Consider the following 14,556-nt stretch of genomic DNA (forward strand, 5'->3'; position numbering starts at 1 on the left):
AAGTAACGACTGATGAGATCCTAGCAGCACTTGAACTAATTAATCAACGACCATTAAAAATACATCATCAACAGACTGCCATTGAAAGATTCCGGGCTTGTTCGGATTAAACTTGTAATTTGCCATAATAAAAAACGCTCCTCGTAGTGTCTATTACTAACTACGAGAAACGTTGAGTTGTTTACTAACGGGTGAAAAACTTTTTCTGTGAATGGGTGTGACGCCCAAACTGGCTAAGCCGCTAAGGTGATCTTTGGTGCCATATCCGGCATTCGCGGCAAACGCGTAGCCCGGATAAATAACATCGTACAGTGCCATCAAATGGTCCCGATAAACCTTGGCAACGATGCTGGCGGCAGAAACGCTCGCACTTTTAGCATCACCCTTGATTAACCGAGTCTGCTGAATGGGCACGTCGATTTGCATCGCATCGACAATGATTTGCTGAGGTTGAACGGATAAGCGTTCTACTACCTGCTTCATTGCAACGCGAGTGGCCTCGTAAATGTTGATGTCATCAATTAGCTGACTAGAAGCGACACCAATGCTGACACTTACCGCCTGTTCCAAAATTAGTGGAAAGAGACGCTCACGCTCGGCATGGGTCAACTGCTTAGAATCGTTGACTAACGGAATATCGAAATCGTGAGGTAAAATGACCGCTCCGGTCACAACCGGGCCAGCTAATGGTCCTCGTCCCACTTCGTCGACACCCGCAACGAACTCAATTCCATTTTCCCAGAAGTGACGTTCGTAACGGAGCCGTTCCTGAAACTGCTGTTCCAATAAAGCAGCAGCTTGGATTCGTTTTTGAGTTTGCACGATTAACTTTTGGACACCAACTCGTTCATCATTTTGGTAAAGGGCTAAGTTCGAGTCATCTAGTTGAGTGACGTTTTGCAATAGCGCCTTAATTTCACGAATGGGTTGTTTTGAATCAGTCATCGACCTTGTCACCTTCAAAATTAATGTCTAGCGTGTAGCGACCGAGTTTTTCTTTTCGAATATCCAAGATGATGCGTTCGCTGGCCTTATCATAATCGTCCTTCATACCAATTTTCCTGGTGATGGTTAGTAAAAGGTCCACGTCAGATAACGTCATGTCGTCATCCGTTAAATGATAACGATCTTGAAGGGCTTTAAGGTGGAACGCCTTGAAATAGTGAATGGCATACAGTGCCACGTCATCACTAGCGAAACGTTGATCCTTAATAGCACCAGTTAAGGCGAGCTTTTGGCCAGTTTCTGGATCCTCAAACTTAGGCCATAGGATTCCGGGCGTGTCTAAAAGCTCTAGTTTGGCAGATGAACGGAGCCATTGTTGCCCCTTGGTAACACCGGGCGTATCGCCGACTTGGGCAACTCGTCTGTTGACTAACCGGTTGAGAAGCGTCGATTTACCGACGTTAGGAATTCCAACAGTCATTGCCCGAATCGCCCGTTCTTTGAGGCCTTTTTCGGCTTCACGAGTGAGCTTACCTGCCAGGATTTCCTCGCTGATGCGAGTCACTTCCTTAGTCGTGATGTTGGCCTTCGAGTCGATGGCGATGGCTCTGACGCCTACCACCCGTTTGAAGTACTTAATCCACTCTTTGGTCATTTCTGGATCGGCCAAGTCCTTCTTAGTCAAAATGATCAAATGTGGCTTGTCCTTGATTAGTCGTTTAATTTCTGGATTTCGTGAGGACAGGGGTAACCGTGCGTCCACTAATTCGAATACGATGTCGACAAGTGGCAGTTTTTCTTCTACTTGGCGGATAGCCTTGGCCATGTGACCGGGAAACCATTGAATAGTTGCCATGAGGTGTAACTCCTTTCGTAGCAGAGACTTTCAAGCCCCTACTTCGTTGAAATTTATCTAGTTTTTAGTTTGAATTCTTCTGTAAAGCCTTTCATGGTGCATCTTTACATGCAATGTCTAGTTTAACATGTTTGAGAGAGATTTGAACTTTTTTCAAATGTTATCAGCACTACTGCAGACCAGCCTTTTGAACCAGGTTAATTGCTGCCCGACACGTTTCAGCGAAGTCGATACCACGTGCATACTCGTTAGCCTTTTGATAGTTAAGCCATAGGTTTTGAAGATTTTGACTCGTTTCAAGCTCTGTAAGTACGGGAATATACATCCCTAATTGTCTGGTTGTCTCCCGCTTTTTGGCCGTTGCATGAATGGCTTGGTTTAGAATATTGAACCTAATAATATTGGTTTTACTTAGGTGATCAAATAGATATAAGTCATAAAAATCTTTTAGTCTGGTATTTGTATCAGCTCGACTGACTATCGTCTCGAGCTTTTCTGCAACAATTGTTTCAACCGTATAGGCCATGATTTGAACAACTCGATCTTCAAGTATCATTTTATGACCATATTCAATTGCACGCTCAGTGATAACATCACCTGTTGAAATATCAACTTTAACGTGAATTTGCGTACTGAAAATTTGTGCACGAACATGTAATCGATAGCCTGAATATTCGTCTTCATCTCTAATTTCTTCGATTTTTAAGATTGATAAGTTAACAGGATCATGAGGTAAATCGATGCCACAGACTTCTCGGAAAACAGTCAACATTTCATTTTCGTTGACCGGGATACCAACGATTGATGTATCGATATCCCGTGTTGAGCGTGTGTCAGTACCAATTAGTGACGCAATTAAAAATCCGCCTTTCAACACAAGATTATTTTTATAACGAGAATGTGCGATACGATCAATTAGAGCATCCAAAACCACCTCTTGCAACATAATCTGTGGTGTGATGTTGCGTTCTTTTGCTAATTGTTTAATTTTAGCTAGGAATTGTTTCTTGTCAATGAAATCAATCCTCACAGTAAAACCCCCATGTACTTTCTAATTTCTTCTTCCACTTTAAACGTTTTTGCGTAAGTCATTAATTTATGCAGATTCTTTGCCTTCGAATGTGCATAAGAGTTCATTGCCTGTTTAATGGTTTCAGCATCAGACCGATCGCGGGTACGTAAAATATCGCACAAGGTACGTTCAACATCGTAAACCTTAACTTCATGCCCCCCGGGTGTTTTAGTAGTTGAGATGCCAATATCATAAAGTTCCTTTTTTTGCCGATAAATTTTAATTGGCGCATCCGTTTTCTTACTATACGCATATGGTAAAGGGAAATTCATTTCATACGTGCTGGGTGTGCGATCAATCATTCCAAAGAGAAATAGTGCGGTATCTTTAAAGAAAACCCCTTTAGAAAGCCGATACTGCAATGCGGCAATATCATCGCCAAATTCAAGTGGATCAATATAAACGCCCGGGGCTAATTTTTCTAGTTGACCGTGAGCGAACATATTGCGTAACACTCTAGGCGAAATTCCCATGTCATCAACAGCCTTAGCCGTAATTTGTCCGCCGTTGGTATTTAAATACGTAATGATCTCGTCTTGCTGACTCATTTAATTCACCTCGATACAAAATATCCGTTTTATACTCAAAGTATACCATATAGTGAGTATAAACCGGATAAAATGACGTACAATTTATTTCAATAATTTACATGGCTACTTACACAAGATATACTGAATTTGATAACCCATTTACACTGGAGATGTTTTAAATGCCAACTATTCCCACCCCCAAATTAAGCGAAATTCTCCGCGAAGAATTTCTAGAACCATTAAATCTATCAGCTTATGCCCTTGCTAAGCAGATTGGCGTTCCTACTTCCCGGATTCAAGACATCTTACACGATCGTCGCCAAGTTACTGTTGACACTTCCGTTCGTTTAGGCCGATTCTTTGGTGTCTCCGACCGTTACTTTTTGAACCTTCAAAACGATATTGATATCCGTAATGCTAATCTGAATAATAAGGATAGCTATGACCAAATCAAGCCTTTGCAACTATCATAATCTTTTCCACGATCTTACCCCGAACTTTAAACAGTTTGGGGCTTTTTTGTATGACCAATAAAAAAAGCCGCTTTCTAGTCCAATCATGTCACTGATTGGGTATAAAACGGCTAACATTATTTCAATATTAACTTTTAACTCATCGACGCCAAATACATCGACCATGCTTCATCAAAAATGGTCATTGATGGTAAGTAACTAGCATTTTCTTCCAGGTACTTCGATAATCGATCAAATGAGGTTTCCTGCTTTGGAAAACTTTGATCATAAAACGCATTATTGGCGAACTCTGCCACGGATTCGTAGCTATTCGGATTTCGCTGAGTCATGAGGTACTCATAGAATGATTTATACATTAAAATCCTCCAATCTTACCTGATTTTGGAATGTTGACTTGGAAAGCGAACTGGCCGTCCCCCGTCATATCAATTTTCTTAGCTTTGTAGGACAAGCCTTTTGACTTGTTCATATTATTTAAGTCTAACGTGATTGTCTTCTTTTTGGAATCTAAACGAATCCACTCTGGGAATTTGTAGTTCTTGGCTGCATAGTTCATGACGAAACTAATTGGCAACCGCAAACTTCCAACGGACAGGCGGTTTGCATCGAGGCGCACGTTACCGTTTTTTAAGACAACGGGCTGCAGTGCCAAAGCAAAGTTAACGTTGGCACCAAGAATTTTGGTGCTGCCACCCAAGACGGCTTCGTCATTAACTGTAAATTCATACTTCATTTTTTGATTCTTTTGAACCTTGTTGAGGTAGAAGTTAGAAAGTGAATTGAGTTGGTCCTTGTTAAGACTCACGTCAAAGCTGTTGTTACTGGCAACTGAGCTGCCCGAGGAGGCGGTCTGTTTAACTGGCATCAAGGCTTGAGCCCCAACGATGACAATGGCACCGACTAAAACAATAACTAGTGCCCAGAAAGCTGTTTTCCAGCCATCTCGTTTTTGCGGTTGTTCTGATCTGTTTCTCATACTATCCTACTCCTACCTTTCCCACTGGTCGCGATGAGCCATCATCACTTTGTACAGGTGATTGGTCATGATGCCATAGCCTTTATGGTTCGGGTGAAAATGGTCATCGTTTGAAATGTAAATATTTGAATTCTTATGTTGCTCGCTCATGACGTCATTATACCTGGCCAGGTTGAGCCCCTGACCGTTAACGTTCTTATTCTGCTTAACCAGTTTGGCCCGCTTAGCCTTTGTATTGTACTGGCCATCAGACAAGTCATGATTGATATCGACAAAATAGGCGTGGCCGTCTGCCTGGGCAGTCTTTTTGGCCGCTTCATTGTAGTCTGCAACTGACTGGCTAATCAGCGATACATTTGCAAAGTAAACGTAAACCGGGTTATAGATGCTGTACAGGAACAATGGTGCCTTAGGATTAACCTTTCGAATCTCAGTCATTAAACTAGTCAGTTTATCCTGATACGTATCTAAGGCCGTGGACATATCCTTTTTAACGGTAGTCGTAGAGCTCACAAACATTTCTTGTTGGAGACGTTGGAATAAGTCATTTCCACCCACCGTCATTACAATCACATCAGCATTCTTCAATGTTTTTTGAAATTTAGGCTGTGTCTTCAACCGCTTTTCAATTTGATCAGAGCGGTTACCCGCAACCCCATAATTAGCCGTTGAAACTTTGACGTTTTGTTTCGACTCGAGCTTCGACTTGATTTGGGAGACGTAGCCGCCCTGCTTCTTCTCGTCACCCACGCCTTCCGTCAGTGAGTCGCCTAAAGCCACCAAGTTAATGTGTTGGGGCTTTGAGGTGGTTAGACTATGATGACCATTAAAGGCGAAAAAGGCCCCGCCAATTCCTGCCAATACAACCACAACAAGTAACCCAATCCACCAGCCTTTAAAATGATGTTGTTTCTTTCGATCGCTTCTCCTCATACATTTTCTCCCTTTTACACAAAAGAGGTGGGACAATATCCCGCCTCCGCCTGACAATTATTAGTCTTCATCTTCGTAATAGTACATCAGTGCAAATGCACCTGGTCCACCATGAGTGGCGATAATCGGCACTGTTTCACGAACTAAAACGGGTACATCAGGAAACATCGGTTGAACCCGATCCTTGATGGCGTTAGCCGTATCAAGCGCACCAACATGGGAAATTCCGATGCCCTTCATGTGCTTAATCGTGCCCATTTGCTCGTAAACCTTTTCGAAGAACTTATCGATGGTCTTCATACCACGACCCTTGGTTTTGACTTTGAGCTCACCGTTGGTTACTTCAAGCACAATCTTGATGTTCAATAGTGATGAAATGGCCCCGGTCATACGACCTAAACGGCCACCCTTAACTAGGTTATCAAGTGACACAACACCCATGTAAAGCTTGCTGTGATCACGCACGTATTCGGCGCGTTTGATGATGGTTTCTTTATCCGCACCTTGTTGTGCTAATTTGGCTGCCTCAATGACTTGGAAAGCCAATGAACGGTCAGTGGTTGTACTATCAATAACGGTCACGTCCGTCTTACTTAACGTCGCTGCCTGCTCAGCTGTGTGTACCGTTCCACTGATTGCTTCCAGCATATTGAAGCAAATAACTTGGCTACCATCTTCGCCGAGTCGGTCAAATGTTTCAACAAAATTGCCCAATGGCGGTTGACTCGTCTTTGGTAAAGCCTTTGAATGAATCATTTTCTGGAAAAATTCATCGTTTGTAATTGTTTCTTGTTCAATATAAATCGTGTCATCAATCATTACCGATAGTGGCACAATCGTAATATCTAAGTCTTTAACTTCCTGATCCGTCAATCCAGCGGACGAATCAGTTACGATCTTAATGCTTGCCATTTAGTCAACTACCACTCTTTCTGCCCCGAAGGTAAATTAATCTGGTTCTTTCTATTCTAGCGCAGGTTCGCTAATAGTATAGCAGACTTAATCAACTTTTTCATCGGAAATATCAGCTTGCCATTGGTTTCCAACACGGTTAAAATTCTAGTGAGGTGACTTTTTTGCAAACATTATCAAAACGCGAACGCCGCTATTTAATTTTAAATGAAGTTTTTAATTCAATTACTCACGGTTTGGGCGTCGGCCTGAGCATTGCCGCTTTAGTCCTATTAGTAATTAAGGCTGCTGGAACTCACGATGCCATGCGGATTACATCCTTCAGCATTTACGGTGCCATCCTGATTCTCTTTTACTTAGCCTCCACCCTGTTTCACAGTCTCGTCTTCACCCGTGCCAGCCACGTTTTCCAGATTTTCGACCATTCGGCTATCTACTTGCTGATTGCCGGAACGTACACGCCGTACTGTTTAGTCGTTATCAAAGGCGCACTAGGTTGGACAATTCTCAGTATCATTTGGGTGATGGCCATTCTAGGTATCATCTACAAATCAATTTGGCTCGGTAAATTTCAAACGTTGTCGACAGTCATCTACGTGGTGATGGGCTGGATGTGTATCTTAGGTTTCCACTCGTTGTACGTAGGCCTTGGTAAGGTTGGCTTTTACCTGTTGGTTGCTGGTGGCGTTGCCTTCACATTAGGCGCCGTCCTCTACAGCTTTAAAGGGATAAAGTTTGGCCACGTCATCTGGCACCTTTTTGTGTTACTGGGCACCATCTTGATGTTCTTTTCAATTTACTTATATGCTTAAACAATAAAAGTGCTTGGACCTTGTCCAAGCACTTTTCTATTTCCGCCTATAGTGTTCAAATCGGTGTGGAATCGTATTCTTCTCATCAAGGATGCCTTCGCGACTGCTAACCAGTTCAAACTGGCTGTAGTCAACCTCAGGCATGTAGGTGTCCGCGGGAAATTGCCCGTCCAACTTAGTCACGTACAAATCAGAGGCGTATGGCAGCAATAGTTTAAAGATGCTGGCACCACCACTCACGTAAATTTCTTCATCCTTGTGATTCTTAGCGTAGTCCAGTAACTCATCCAACGAATGAAGTTCAATGACACCCTCTGGATACTGTTCCACTGGATTTAAAGTCAGTACGATATTCTTGCGTCGTGGAAGTGGTCGGCCGTAACTAGCGAAAGTCCGACTCCCCGAAACTAAGGTGTGATCAATCGTGGTTTCCTTGAAAAATTTCATATCGGCGGGTAAGTGCCATGGTAGATGACCCTCGAACCCGATGGCGTGATTCTGATCTTCCGCCCAGACAAATTTAAACATGGTCATTCCCCCATTAAACGGCGACTGGCGCCTTGATAGCTGGTTGAGGATCATACCCTTCCAGCTTAATGTCCTTCATATCGTAATCAAAGATGTTGTCCTTATCCGGATTTAAAATCAGCTTAGGGGCAGCGTTTGGCGTCCGCGTCAATTGTTCCTTAATCTGATCAATATGATTGCTATAAATGTGTGCGTCGCCGAGGGTGTGCACGAACTCACCGACTTCGAGACCGACTTGCTTTGCAATTAAAGAGGTCAATAATGCGTAGCTAGCAATATTAAACGGCACACCCAAGAAAATGTCTGCAGAACGTTGGTATAGCTGACAGCTTAATTTGCCATCCGCCACGTAAAATTGAAACATGGTGTGGCAAGGTGGTAAAGCAACCGTTGGTACGTCTTCTGGGTTCCAAGCGGTCACGATGAGCCGCCGAGAATCCGGGTGGACTTTGATTTGATCGATGACATTTTGAATTTGATCAATTGTGTCACCGTTGCTAGTGCGCCAAGCGCGCCATTGACTCCCATAGACTTGGCCTAAATCACCAAACCGTTTAGCGAAGGCGTCATCGTTAACAATGGCCTCACAAAACTTTTGCTTCTCTACTTGGTAAATCGCATCAAAATCGGGATCAGACGCAGCTCGTCGACCAAAATCGGTCATGTCAGGGCCATGATACTCTGCGGACTTCACGTACTTTTCAAATGCCCACTCGTCCCAAATATGGTTCTTATGTTTCAACAGGAATTGAATGTTGGTATCCCCTTTTAAAAACCACAATAGTTCGCTCTTGATTAAACCAAAGGGTACCTTTTTAGTGGAAAGAATCGGAAAGCCCTTGCTCAAGTCAAATCGCATTTGATAGCCAAACGTACTGAGGGTCCCTGTCCCAGTTCGGTCAGTCTTTTTGTGGCCGTTTTCCAAAACGTAGCGAGCCAAATCTAGGTAAGCATCTTCTAGCATCTCTTATCAATCCCCTTTGATATTAGTCTGTGTATTGACTCAAGTATTCCCAACGAGCCATTTTTTCATCCAGTTGCTTGTCCGTTTCATCGACCTTCGCCTGTAGGTCCGCTAATTTACCATAATCGTCTCCAGAATCATTCATCTGGGACTGAAAATCGGTCTTTTTAGCTTCTAAGGCATCAATTTCTGCTTCGATGGTCTCCCATTCTTTTTGCTCGGTGTAAGTCAGCTTAGTTTTTGCTTTAGGTGTATCGTTTTCAACAGCTGAATCCGTCTTAGCTGGTTTAGATTTCGTTGTCGCCTTTGGTGTCGGCGCCAGTTTTTCATTTAGGTAATCCGTAAAGCGGCCAACCTCTTCGTCAATCTGAGCGTCACCGTTGAAAATCAGTAGGCGGTCAGCAACCTTGTCGAGGAAGTAACGGTCATGGGAAACCGTAATAACGGTTCCATTGAAGGATGAAATGTAGTTTTCCAAAACCGTTAACGTTCCAATGTCTAAGTCATTAGTTGGCTCATCCAATAGTAAAACGTTAGGCTGTTCCATCAATAGTTTTAGCAAGTACAACCGTCGCTTTTCGCCACCGGACAGCTTACGAATCAGCGTACCGTGCATGAAGCTTGGGAACAGGAACTGCTCTAGCAATTCGGAAACCGCAATATGATTACCGTCGCGGTCGGTCACACTCTTACCGACTTCGTTCAAGTAAGTAATCATGCGCTTATCTTCTGGGATTGGCTCAGTTTGTTGCGTATAATAGGCCATTTTGACCGTCTCACCGATTTCAAGTGTGCCGGAGTCTAATGGGAGCTTCTCGGCAATAACGTTCAGAAGCGTCGATTTACCGGCCCCATTTTGGCCACTAATTCCAATTCGTTCGCCCGCCTGAATCAAATAGCTGAAATCCTTCAGCAATTGATGGTCGCCAAGCTTGAGACTAGCATCTTTAAGTTGAATCACTTTTTTACCCAAACGTTGTTGGCCTAGGCTAATATCAACCTGGTTTTCCACTTGACGTGTGCCAAGATTGTCTTTGATATCGTTAAACCGATTAATCCGAGCTTGTTGCTTCGTTGAACGGGCTTTCGCACCCGCCTTCATCCACTCCAATTCCTGCTTGTAGAGCTGTTGTTGCTTATGTTCGGCGGTTGCCTCACGTTCAACCCGTTCTGCCTTTTGGGCAACGTAGTCTTGATAGTTCCCATCGTAGGTATACAGCTTACCAAATGAGAGTTCCCAGATTTGGTTAGCAATTTGATCCAAGAAGTAGCGATCATGGGTCACAACCAGTAACGCACCCTTGTAACTAGCAAGATACTTTTGCAACCATTCAATTGAATCAAAGTCCAAATGGTTGGTTGGCTCATCCAGTAGTAGTAAGTCAGGTGATTGAATGAGGACCTGTGCCAGGCCCACCCGTTTTCTTTGACCACCGGACAACGTACTAACCTTTTGAGTCATGTCTGTAATATGCAATTGAGTTAGAATGGCCTTCACATCGCTTTCAGCGGTCCAGGCGTCTTCCTCATTCATTCTGGCTTCGGCTGCTAAATAACGCTCTTCTATCGTGGTATCGTCAGGATGTTGGCTGTAGGCCTCAAGTTGTTGCTCGTAATCCCGGATTGCCGAGAAAACCGATTGGGAGCCCTCAAAAACAGCTTCTAGAATGGTCTTGGTTTCGTCCAATTGGGGTTCTTGCATCAGGTAACCAATTTCATAGTCGTTAGGGGTGACAATTTCTCCTGAACTCATCTGGCTTAAACCAGCCAAGCTATTCAAAAGAGAGGTCTTCCCACTCCCGTTGGTGCCAATTAGACCAATACGATCCTTTTCATTAATAATGAAGTCAATGTTATCAAACAGCGTTTTTTCGCCGTAGGTACTAACCAAATGCTCTGCTCTTAGCGTTTGCATGCTCTCACTCTTTCACCGTTATTTATTGTCTCGGACAAATCTTAATAATTGTTCTTTTTCATTCGTTAACTCGTTATTGACGACTTTTCTCTCGATTTGTGCCAGTAGCTTACCCATCATTGGACCAGGCTGTACGCCAGCTGCCATCAAGTCTTGCCCTGTAATTTCCAGGTCACCCTTAGCCTTAATTTGGAGTGCCTGATATTGGGCCATGAGGGCTGACTGATCGACTGTTTTACCCAATAAGGCGGCAAGGTCAGCAGCCGTCATTAAGTCTTCTTCACCAGTTTCGTAGCACAACCAATTATCCAAACTATCCTGCATGATACCGTGTAGTGCTGCATTCGCGCGGTGTGTGGCATCAATGATTTGATTCGAGTTTTTCCAAGCCTTCAGAAATTTAGTCGTTTTGACATGGTCTAAATCGAGCAAGTAAACCATGACGGTCCACACGGCCACCTCACTTGCTAGTTGCAAATGATCAAGACGGCGTAATCGTTCGATTAAGTCCTGTCCATCAGCTAATCCTGGACAGTAACGATACAGTCCCGTTTCCAAGAAATCGGTCAATCCCATTTGGGGTGCTTGCCCCATCAGCATTTTGACGAATTCCACTTGAATCCGCTCAATTGCAATCTTCTCGAGTAATTCGGCATGACTAGCAATAGCTGCCGTTGTCTTAGTTTCAATCGTAAAGTTCAATTGACTTGCGAACCGAACCGCACGCATCATTCGTAAGGCGTCTTCATTAAAGCGTTCCTCAGGATTCCCTACCGCGCGAATCACACCATTGTCCAGATCCTGCAGTCCCGAAAATAAGTCAATAATCTCACCGTCTTCATGCATTGCCAACGCATTAATGGTGAAATCCCGTCGTTTCAGGTCCTCTGCGAGTGATCTGACAAAAGTCACTGAATCGGGGCGGCGGTAATCTTGATAAGTTGATTCCGTTCTAAACGTCGTGGTTTCGTAGCCAATCCCATGATCCAAAATCATCACGGTGCCATGCTCAATACCAGTATCCACTGTTTTATGGAACAGTTGCTTCACCTCTTCAGGAAAAGCGCTCGTAGCAATATCAACATCATGAATCGGCTTATGCAACAAGGTGTCCCGCACAGAGCCGCCGACAAAGTAGGCCTCATAGCCGGCCGCCTCAATCGTTTGCATGATTGGCCGGGCTTGTTCAAATTCAGTTGGTATTTTTTCAATTTTCATGACTAATTCCTCGAGTTCTCTTTCTAGATATCAATAACTATCTTAACAGATTCCCCATAAAGTTTAAAATGCCGAAAACCCTTAATTTATGTGCTATGATTAAAGGCATAACGCTTATGCTAAAGGGGCTAACGGAATGAATCCAGAAAAAAGTGAAAAAGTAAGATTAATCGATTTAATCATGATTTCAATTGGTTGTGCGGCCTATGCCTTTGGATTGGTTAAATTTAACATCGCTAATCAATTGGCAGATGGCGGTATTAGCGGGGTAACGTTGATTTTACGCTCCCTATTTCAATTTGATCCCGCCTATACCACGCTGATTATCAATATTCCCCTTATTTTAATTGGTTACCGGTTCCTGGGTCGCCAATCGCTTATTTACACGTTATTTGGCACTGCCATGTTGGCCTTCTTCCTATGGATTTGGCAACGGACAGCAATTAGCATCAACATCCATCATGACTTGCTGCTCGCCTCATTGGGCGCCGGTTTGCTGGGTGGTGCCGGTAGTGGCTTAGTTTACCGGTATGGTGGTACGACTGGTGGGACCGATATTATTGCGCGAATCTTTGAACGATTTCGTGGCGTTCCCATGGGCCAGACACTTTTGTGGTTGGACGTCGTTGTCCTCCTTGCCTCACTCGTGTACATCGATATTCAACACATGGCCTATACGCTACTGATGGCTTACATTTTCTCAAGAATTGTCAACGTCATTTTGAGCGGGGCTAATTCGGCAAAGGGTGTGCTAATCATCAGTACCGAATCCAAACCCATCACCGACGCGATTATGCGACAGCTCCAACGTGGTGTCAGCATTATTTCTGGCAAAGGTGGTTACTCATACGAAGATCGGCCAATTCTCTATGTCGTTGTGAGTCCTAGTGAGCTTCACCGACTAGAATTATTAATTGACGAGTATGACAAACAAGCCTTTGTCTCCGTTCTAGATGTGAGCCAAGCTACCGGAGAAGGATTCAGTTTCAAGAAACCTGAAAGACGATTACTCAGGCGTAAAAGCCATTCCGAATAAAAAATACGCCTCAATGTTGGTTGTCCAGCATTGAGGCGTATTTTATTTTAGTAGCCTAATTGATGAAAATCGTCTTGCAGTAAGACCATTTCGTCGTCTTCAGGAACCAGTTCCAGATACCTTGCCAGCAATCGCTCTGCCAATTCTAACTGCCCGACTTTTCGGAAAAAGTAGACAGCCGGTTTTAAGAAATCGGGCTGATCCATGAAGAATGGTTGCGCACTTTCGTAGGCTTTTTGAGCCTGGTCGAGATTTTCCAGCGCATCATAAGAAACGGCTAAGTTCCAATATAGTTGTGGATCCAGGTTATCCTGGTCCAGGTACTTGGAAACGAGATCAATGTTATCTTGCCAACGCTCCTGTTTAATCAACAAGTTAGACAGTTGGATCGCAATTTCCAAATCTTCAGGGTCAAGTTCACGACCGTGATTCAAGTAAGTCTCAGCAAGTTCTTCATCGTTGAGTTTAAGTGCAATTTTAGCGCTTTGAAGCCACAATTTTTCATTAAACTCATCGACGGCTAATCCTTCTTGGAGAACCTTCAAAGCATCTTCATTTTGATTCTCTTCCTCGTACGCGTGACCGAGGTAAGGATATAGTGACGTGTACTGTGGATCCGTGTCCTGAAGCTCTGACAGGGTAGTGATGGCTTTTTTGGTCTCACCTAGTTGGAGGTAGGTAAAACCGAGTTCAAACTTCACATCTGGTGTCATTTCACCCGAATGGACCTGTTCAAGGTAACCCACAGCCTGCTCGAATTTACCTTCGTTAGCGTAAGCCACTCCAATCCGTTCAACGATGTTTACTGCTGAATAGTTCAGGAAACCATCCTTAATGATGCCCAAATAAAGCGGAATGGCCTTAGCAAATTCACGCATTGTAAAGTAAAGCTCTGCAAGTGCAAAACGAATAACCGTTTCTTCTGGTGCTAGTTCCAAGGCGCGGATCAGTTTTTGTTCACTAACCTCAAATAGTTCCTGAGTTTGGTATAAATCGGCCGCCACCATTAAGGATTGAACATAAGCGTCTGAGTCAGGTTTAATTTCATTTAACAATAACAAGGCTTCGTCGGTCTTGTCTTCCCCGATTAAAATATCGGCCAAATGTGTCCTTAATTCATCTTCATCCGGGTATTTTTCTAATAGTTTTTCGTAAATTCTTTTAGACTGGTTCACAAACCCTAGTGAGTACAGCTCTTCGGCCAATCCATACAGGGTGTCATCGTCATCGTGCCGCAATGCGAGCGCGTACTGCTTCTTAAAATCTTCAAGTTGCCCCTTTTCGAGCAAATCAAGTGCCGTTTCAGAATAGCTCAACAGTTTTCTGCCTCCAGTAAAAAAGTATAGAAGTAAAGATTAACATGATTTTCAAAAAAGCAAAAGAAAG

General features: G+C 43.6%; 16 protein-coding genes and 1 pseudogene. 4 read left to right on the forward strand and 13 right to left on the reverse strand.

Translation table 11 applies throughout. The annotated features are described in order from the left end of the window. A pseudogene (locus LOSG293_RS02490) lies at positions 1 to 110 on the forward strand (IS30 family transposase); the annotation flags it as partial. 46 nt (positions 111 to 156) lie between these two features. On the opposite strand, the gene rnhB reads toward LOSG293_RS02490, so the two are convergent. The 4 genes from rnhB to LOSG293_RS02510 all read right to left on the reverse strand — a co-directional run bounded on the left by rnhB (position 157) and on the right by LOSG293_RS02510 (position 3,421). Beyond that, positions 157 to 945, reverse strand: coding sequence for a ribonuclease HII (rnhB, locus tag LOSG293_RS02495; protein WP_034526656.1), 789 nt, complete (start codon positions 943 to 945; stop codon positions 157 to 159). Then, entirely contained in the window at positions 938 to 1,801 is an 864-nt protein-coding gene (gene ylqF, locus LOSG293_RS02500; protein WP_034526659.1) for a ribosome biogenesis GTPase YlqF, read from the reverse strand. Before ylqF ends, rnhB begins: the two co-directional genes overlap by 8 nt. Positions 1,802 to 1,970: 169 nt before the next feature. Beyond that, positions 1,971 to 2,831, reverse strand: a complete 861-nt coding sequence (locus tag LOSG293_RS02505) for a nucleotidyl transferase AbiEii/AbiGii toxin family protein (RefSeq protein ID WP_034526661.1) — start codon at positions 2,829 to 2,831, stop codon at positions 1,971 to 1,973. Continuing rightward, the gene (locus tag LOSG293_RS02510) at positions 2,828 to 3,421 is read right to left on the reverse strand and encodes a type IV toxin-antitoxin system AbiEi family antitoxin domain-containing protein (protein ID WP_034526664.1); all 594 of its coding nucleotides are present in this window, start codon (positions 3,419 to 3,421) and stop codon (positions 2,828 to 2,830) included. Before LOSG293_RS02510 ends, LOSG293_RS02505 begins: the two co-directional genes overlap by 4 nt. A gap of 161 nt (positions 3,422 to 3,582) precedes the next feature. Here LOSG293_RS02510 and LOSG293_RS02515 point away from each other — a divergent pair, with 161 nt between their 5' ends. After that, a complete protein-coding gene (locus LOSG293_RS02515) occupies positions 3,583 to 3,876 on the forward strand; it encodes a HigA family addiction module antitoxin (protein WP_034526668.1) in 294 nt (97 codons plus the stop codon). 134 nt (positions 3,877 to 4,010) lie between these two features. Here LOSG293_RS02515 and LOSG293_RS02520 read toward each other — a convergent pair whose 3' ends face one another. The 4 genes from LOSG293_RS02520 to LOSG293_RS02535 are packed head-to-tail and all read right to left on the reverse strand — an operon-like array spanning position 4,011 to position 6,697. Further along, complete coding sequence (locus LOSG293_RS02520) at positions 4,011 to 4,232, reverse strand: YozE family protein (protein WP_034526671.1); 222 nt, start codon at positions 4,230 to 4,232, stop codon at positions 4,011 to 4,013. Next, positions 4,232 to 4,852 (reverse strand): YpmS family protein, encoded by a 621-nt coding sequence (locus LOSG293_RS02525; protein WP_034526672.1) that lies wholly within the window; start codon positions 4,850 to 4,852, stop codon positions 4,232 to 4,234. Before LOSG293_RS02525 ends, LOSG293_RS02520 begins: the two co-directional genes overlap by 1 nt. A gap of 12 nt (positions 4,853 to 4,864) precedes the next feature. Beyond that, positions 4,865 to 5,785, reverse strand: a complete 921-nt coding sequence (locus LOSG293_RS02530; protein WP_051907174.1) for an SGNH/GDSL hydrolase family protein — start codon at positions 5,783 to 5,785, stop codon at positions 4,865 to 4,867. 60 nt (positions 5,786 to 5,845) lie between these two features. Further along, complete coding sequence (locus LOSG293_RS02535; RefSeq protein ID WP_034526674.1) at positions 5,846 to 6,697, reverse strand: DegV family protein; 852 nt, start codon at positions 6,695 to 6,697, stop codon at positions 5,846 to 5,848. A gap of 164 nt (positions 6,698 to 6,861) precedes the next feature. Between LOSG293_RS02535 and trhA the strand changes: the two genes are divergently transcribed. Then, complete coding sequence (gene trhA, locus LOSG293_RS02540; RefSeq protein WP_034526678.1) at positions 6,862 to 7,509, forward strand: PAQR family membrane homeostasis protein TrhA; 648 nt, start codon at positions 6,862 to 6,864, stop codon at positions 7,507 to 7,509. Positions 7,510 to 7,545: 36 nt separating this feature from the next. Here trhA and LOSG293_RS02545 read toward each other — a convergent pair whose 3' ends face one another. Genes LOSG293_RS02545 through LOSG293_RS02560 form a run of 4 tightly spaced genes read right to left on the reverse strand, consistent with a single transcriptional unit; the run spans position 7,546 to position 12,134 of the window. After that, positions 7,546 to 8,037: a dihydrofolate reductase gene (locus LOSG293_RS02545; RefSeq protein ID WP_034526680.1), complete on the reverse strand. Its 492-nt coding sequence runs from the start codon at positions 8,035 to 8,037 to the stop codon at positions 7,546 to 7,548. Positions 8,038 to 8,050: 13 nt separating this feature from the next. Beyond that, on the reverse strand, positions 8,051 to 9,001 hold the full coding sequence (locus LOSG293_RS02550; RefSeq protein ID WP_034526682.1) for a thymidylate synthase: 951 nt from the start codon (positions 8,999 to 9,001) through the stop codon (positions 8,051 to 8,053). 22 nt (positions 9,002 to 9,023) lie between these two features. Beyond that, positions 9,024 to 10,916, reverse strand: coding sequence for an ABC-F family ATP-binding cassette domain-containing protein (locus LOSG293_RS02555; protein ID WP_034526685.1), 1,893 nt, complete (start codon positions 10,914 to 10,916; stop codon positions 9,024 to 9,026). An 18-nt stretch (positions 10,917 to 10,934) separates the two neighbouring features. Further along, positions 10,935 to 12,134 (reverse strand): CCA tRNA nucleotidyltransferase, encoded by a 1,200-nt coding sequence (locus tag LOSG293_RS02560; protein ID WP_034526687.1) that lies wholly within the window; start codon positions 12,132 to 12,134, stop codon positions 10,935 to 10,937. Positions 12,135 to 12,270: 136 nt separating this feature from the next. Here LOSG293_RS02560 and LOSG293_RS02565 point away from each other — a divergent pair, with 136 nt between their 5' ends. Then, a complete protein-coding gene (locus tag LOSG293_RS02565; RefSeq protein ID WP_034526690.1) occupies positions 12,271 to 13,170 on the forward strand; it encodes a YitT family protein in 900 nt (299 codons plus the stop codon). Positions 13,171 to 13,217: 47 nt separating this feature from the next. Here the strand turns inward: LOSG293_RS02565 and LOSG293_RS02570 are convergent, their stop codons facing one another. Beyond that, positions 13,218 to 14,486: a tetratricopeptide repeat protein gene (locus LOSG293_RS02570; RefSeq protein ID WP_034526691.1), complete on the reverse strand. Its 1,269-nt coding sequence runs from the start codon at positions 14,484 to 14,486 to the stop codon at positions 13,218 to 13,220. Positions 14,487 to 14,556 lie beyond the last annotated feature (70 nt).

Origin of the sequence: Secundilactobacillus oryzae JCM 18671, from assembly GCF_000740055.1 — a bacterium.
GTDB classification, from domain to species: Bacteria; Bacillota; Bacilli; order Lactobacillales; family Lactobacillaceae; genus Secundilactobacillus; species Secundilactobacillus oryzae.

Bases quoted from the DNA above. Each gene is read 5' to 3' on its own strand.
- rnhB (WP_034526656.1), bottom strand. From the start codon at position 945: ATGACTGATTCAAAACAACCCATTCGTGAAATTAAGGCGCTATTGCAA.
- ylqF (WP_034526659.1), bottom strand. From the start codon at position 1,801: ATGGCAACTATTCAATGGTTTCCCGGTCACATGGCCAAGGCTATCCGC.
- LOSG293_RS02510 (WP_034526664.1), bottom strand. From the start codon at position 3,421: ATGAGTCAGCAAGACGAGATCATTACGTATTTAAATACCAACGGCGGA.
- LOSG293_RS02515 (WP_034526668.1), top strand. From the start codon at position 3,583: ATGCCAACTATTCCCACCCCCAAATTAAGCGAAATTCTCCGCGAAGAA.
- LOSG293_RS02520 (WP_034526671.1), bottom strand. From the start codon at position 4,232: ATGTATAAATCATTCTATGAGTACCTCATGACTCAGCGAAATCCGAAT.
- LOSG293_RS02525 (WP_034526672.1), bottom strand. From the start codon at position 4,852: ATGAGAAACAGATCAGAACAACCGCAAAAACGAGATGGCTGGAAAACA.
- LOSG293_RS02530 (WP_051907174.1), bottom strand. From the start codon at position 5,785: ATGAGGAGAAGCGATCGAAAGAAACAACATCATTTTAAAGGCTGGTGG.
- LOSG293_RS02535 (WP_034526674.1), bottom strand. From the start codon at position 6,697: ATGGCAAGCATTAAGATCGTAACTGATTCGTCCGCTGGATTGACGGAT.
- LOSG293_RS02545 (WP_034526680.1), bottom strand. From the start codon at position 8,037: ATGTTTAAATTTGTCTGGGCGGAAGATCAGAATCACGCCATCGGGTTC.
- LOSG293_RS02550 (WP_034526682.1), bottom strand. From the start codon at position 9,001: ATGCTAGAAGATGCTTACCTAGATTTGGCTCGCTACGTTTTGGAAAAC.
- LOSG293_RS02555 (WP_034526685.1), bottom strand. From the start codon at position 10,916: ATGCAAACGCTAAGAGCAGAGCATTTGGTTAGTACCTACGGCGAAAAA.
- LOSG293_RS02560 (WP_034526687.1), bottom strand. From the start codon at position 12,134: ATGAAAATTGAAAAAATACCAACTGAATTTGAACAAGCCCGGCCAATC.
- LOSG293_RS02565 (WP_034526690.1), top strand. From the start codon at position 12,271: ATGAATCCAGAAAAAAGTGAAAAAGTAAGATTAATCGATTTAATCATG.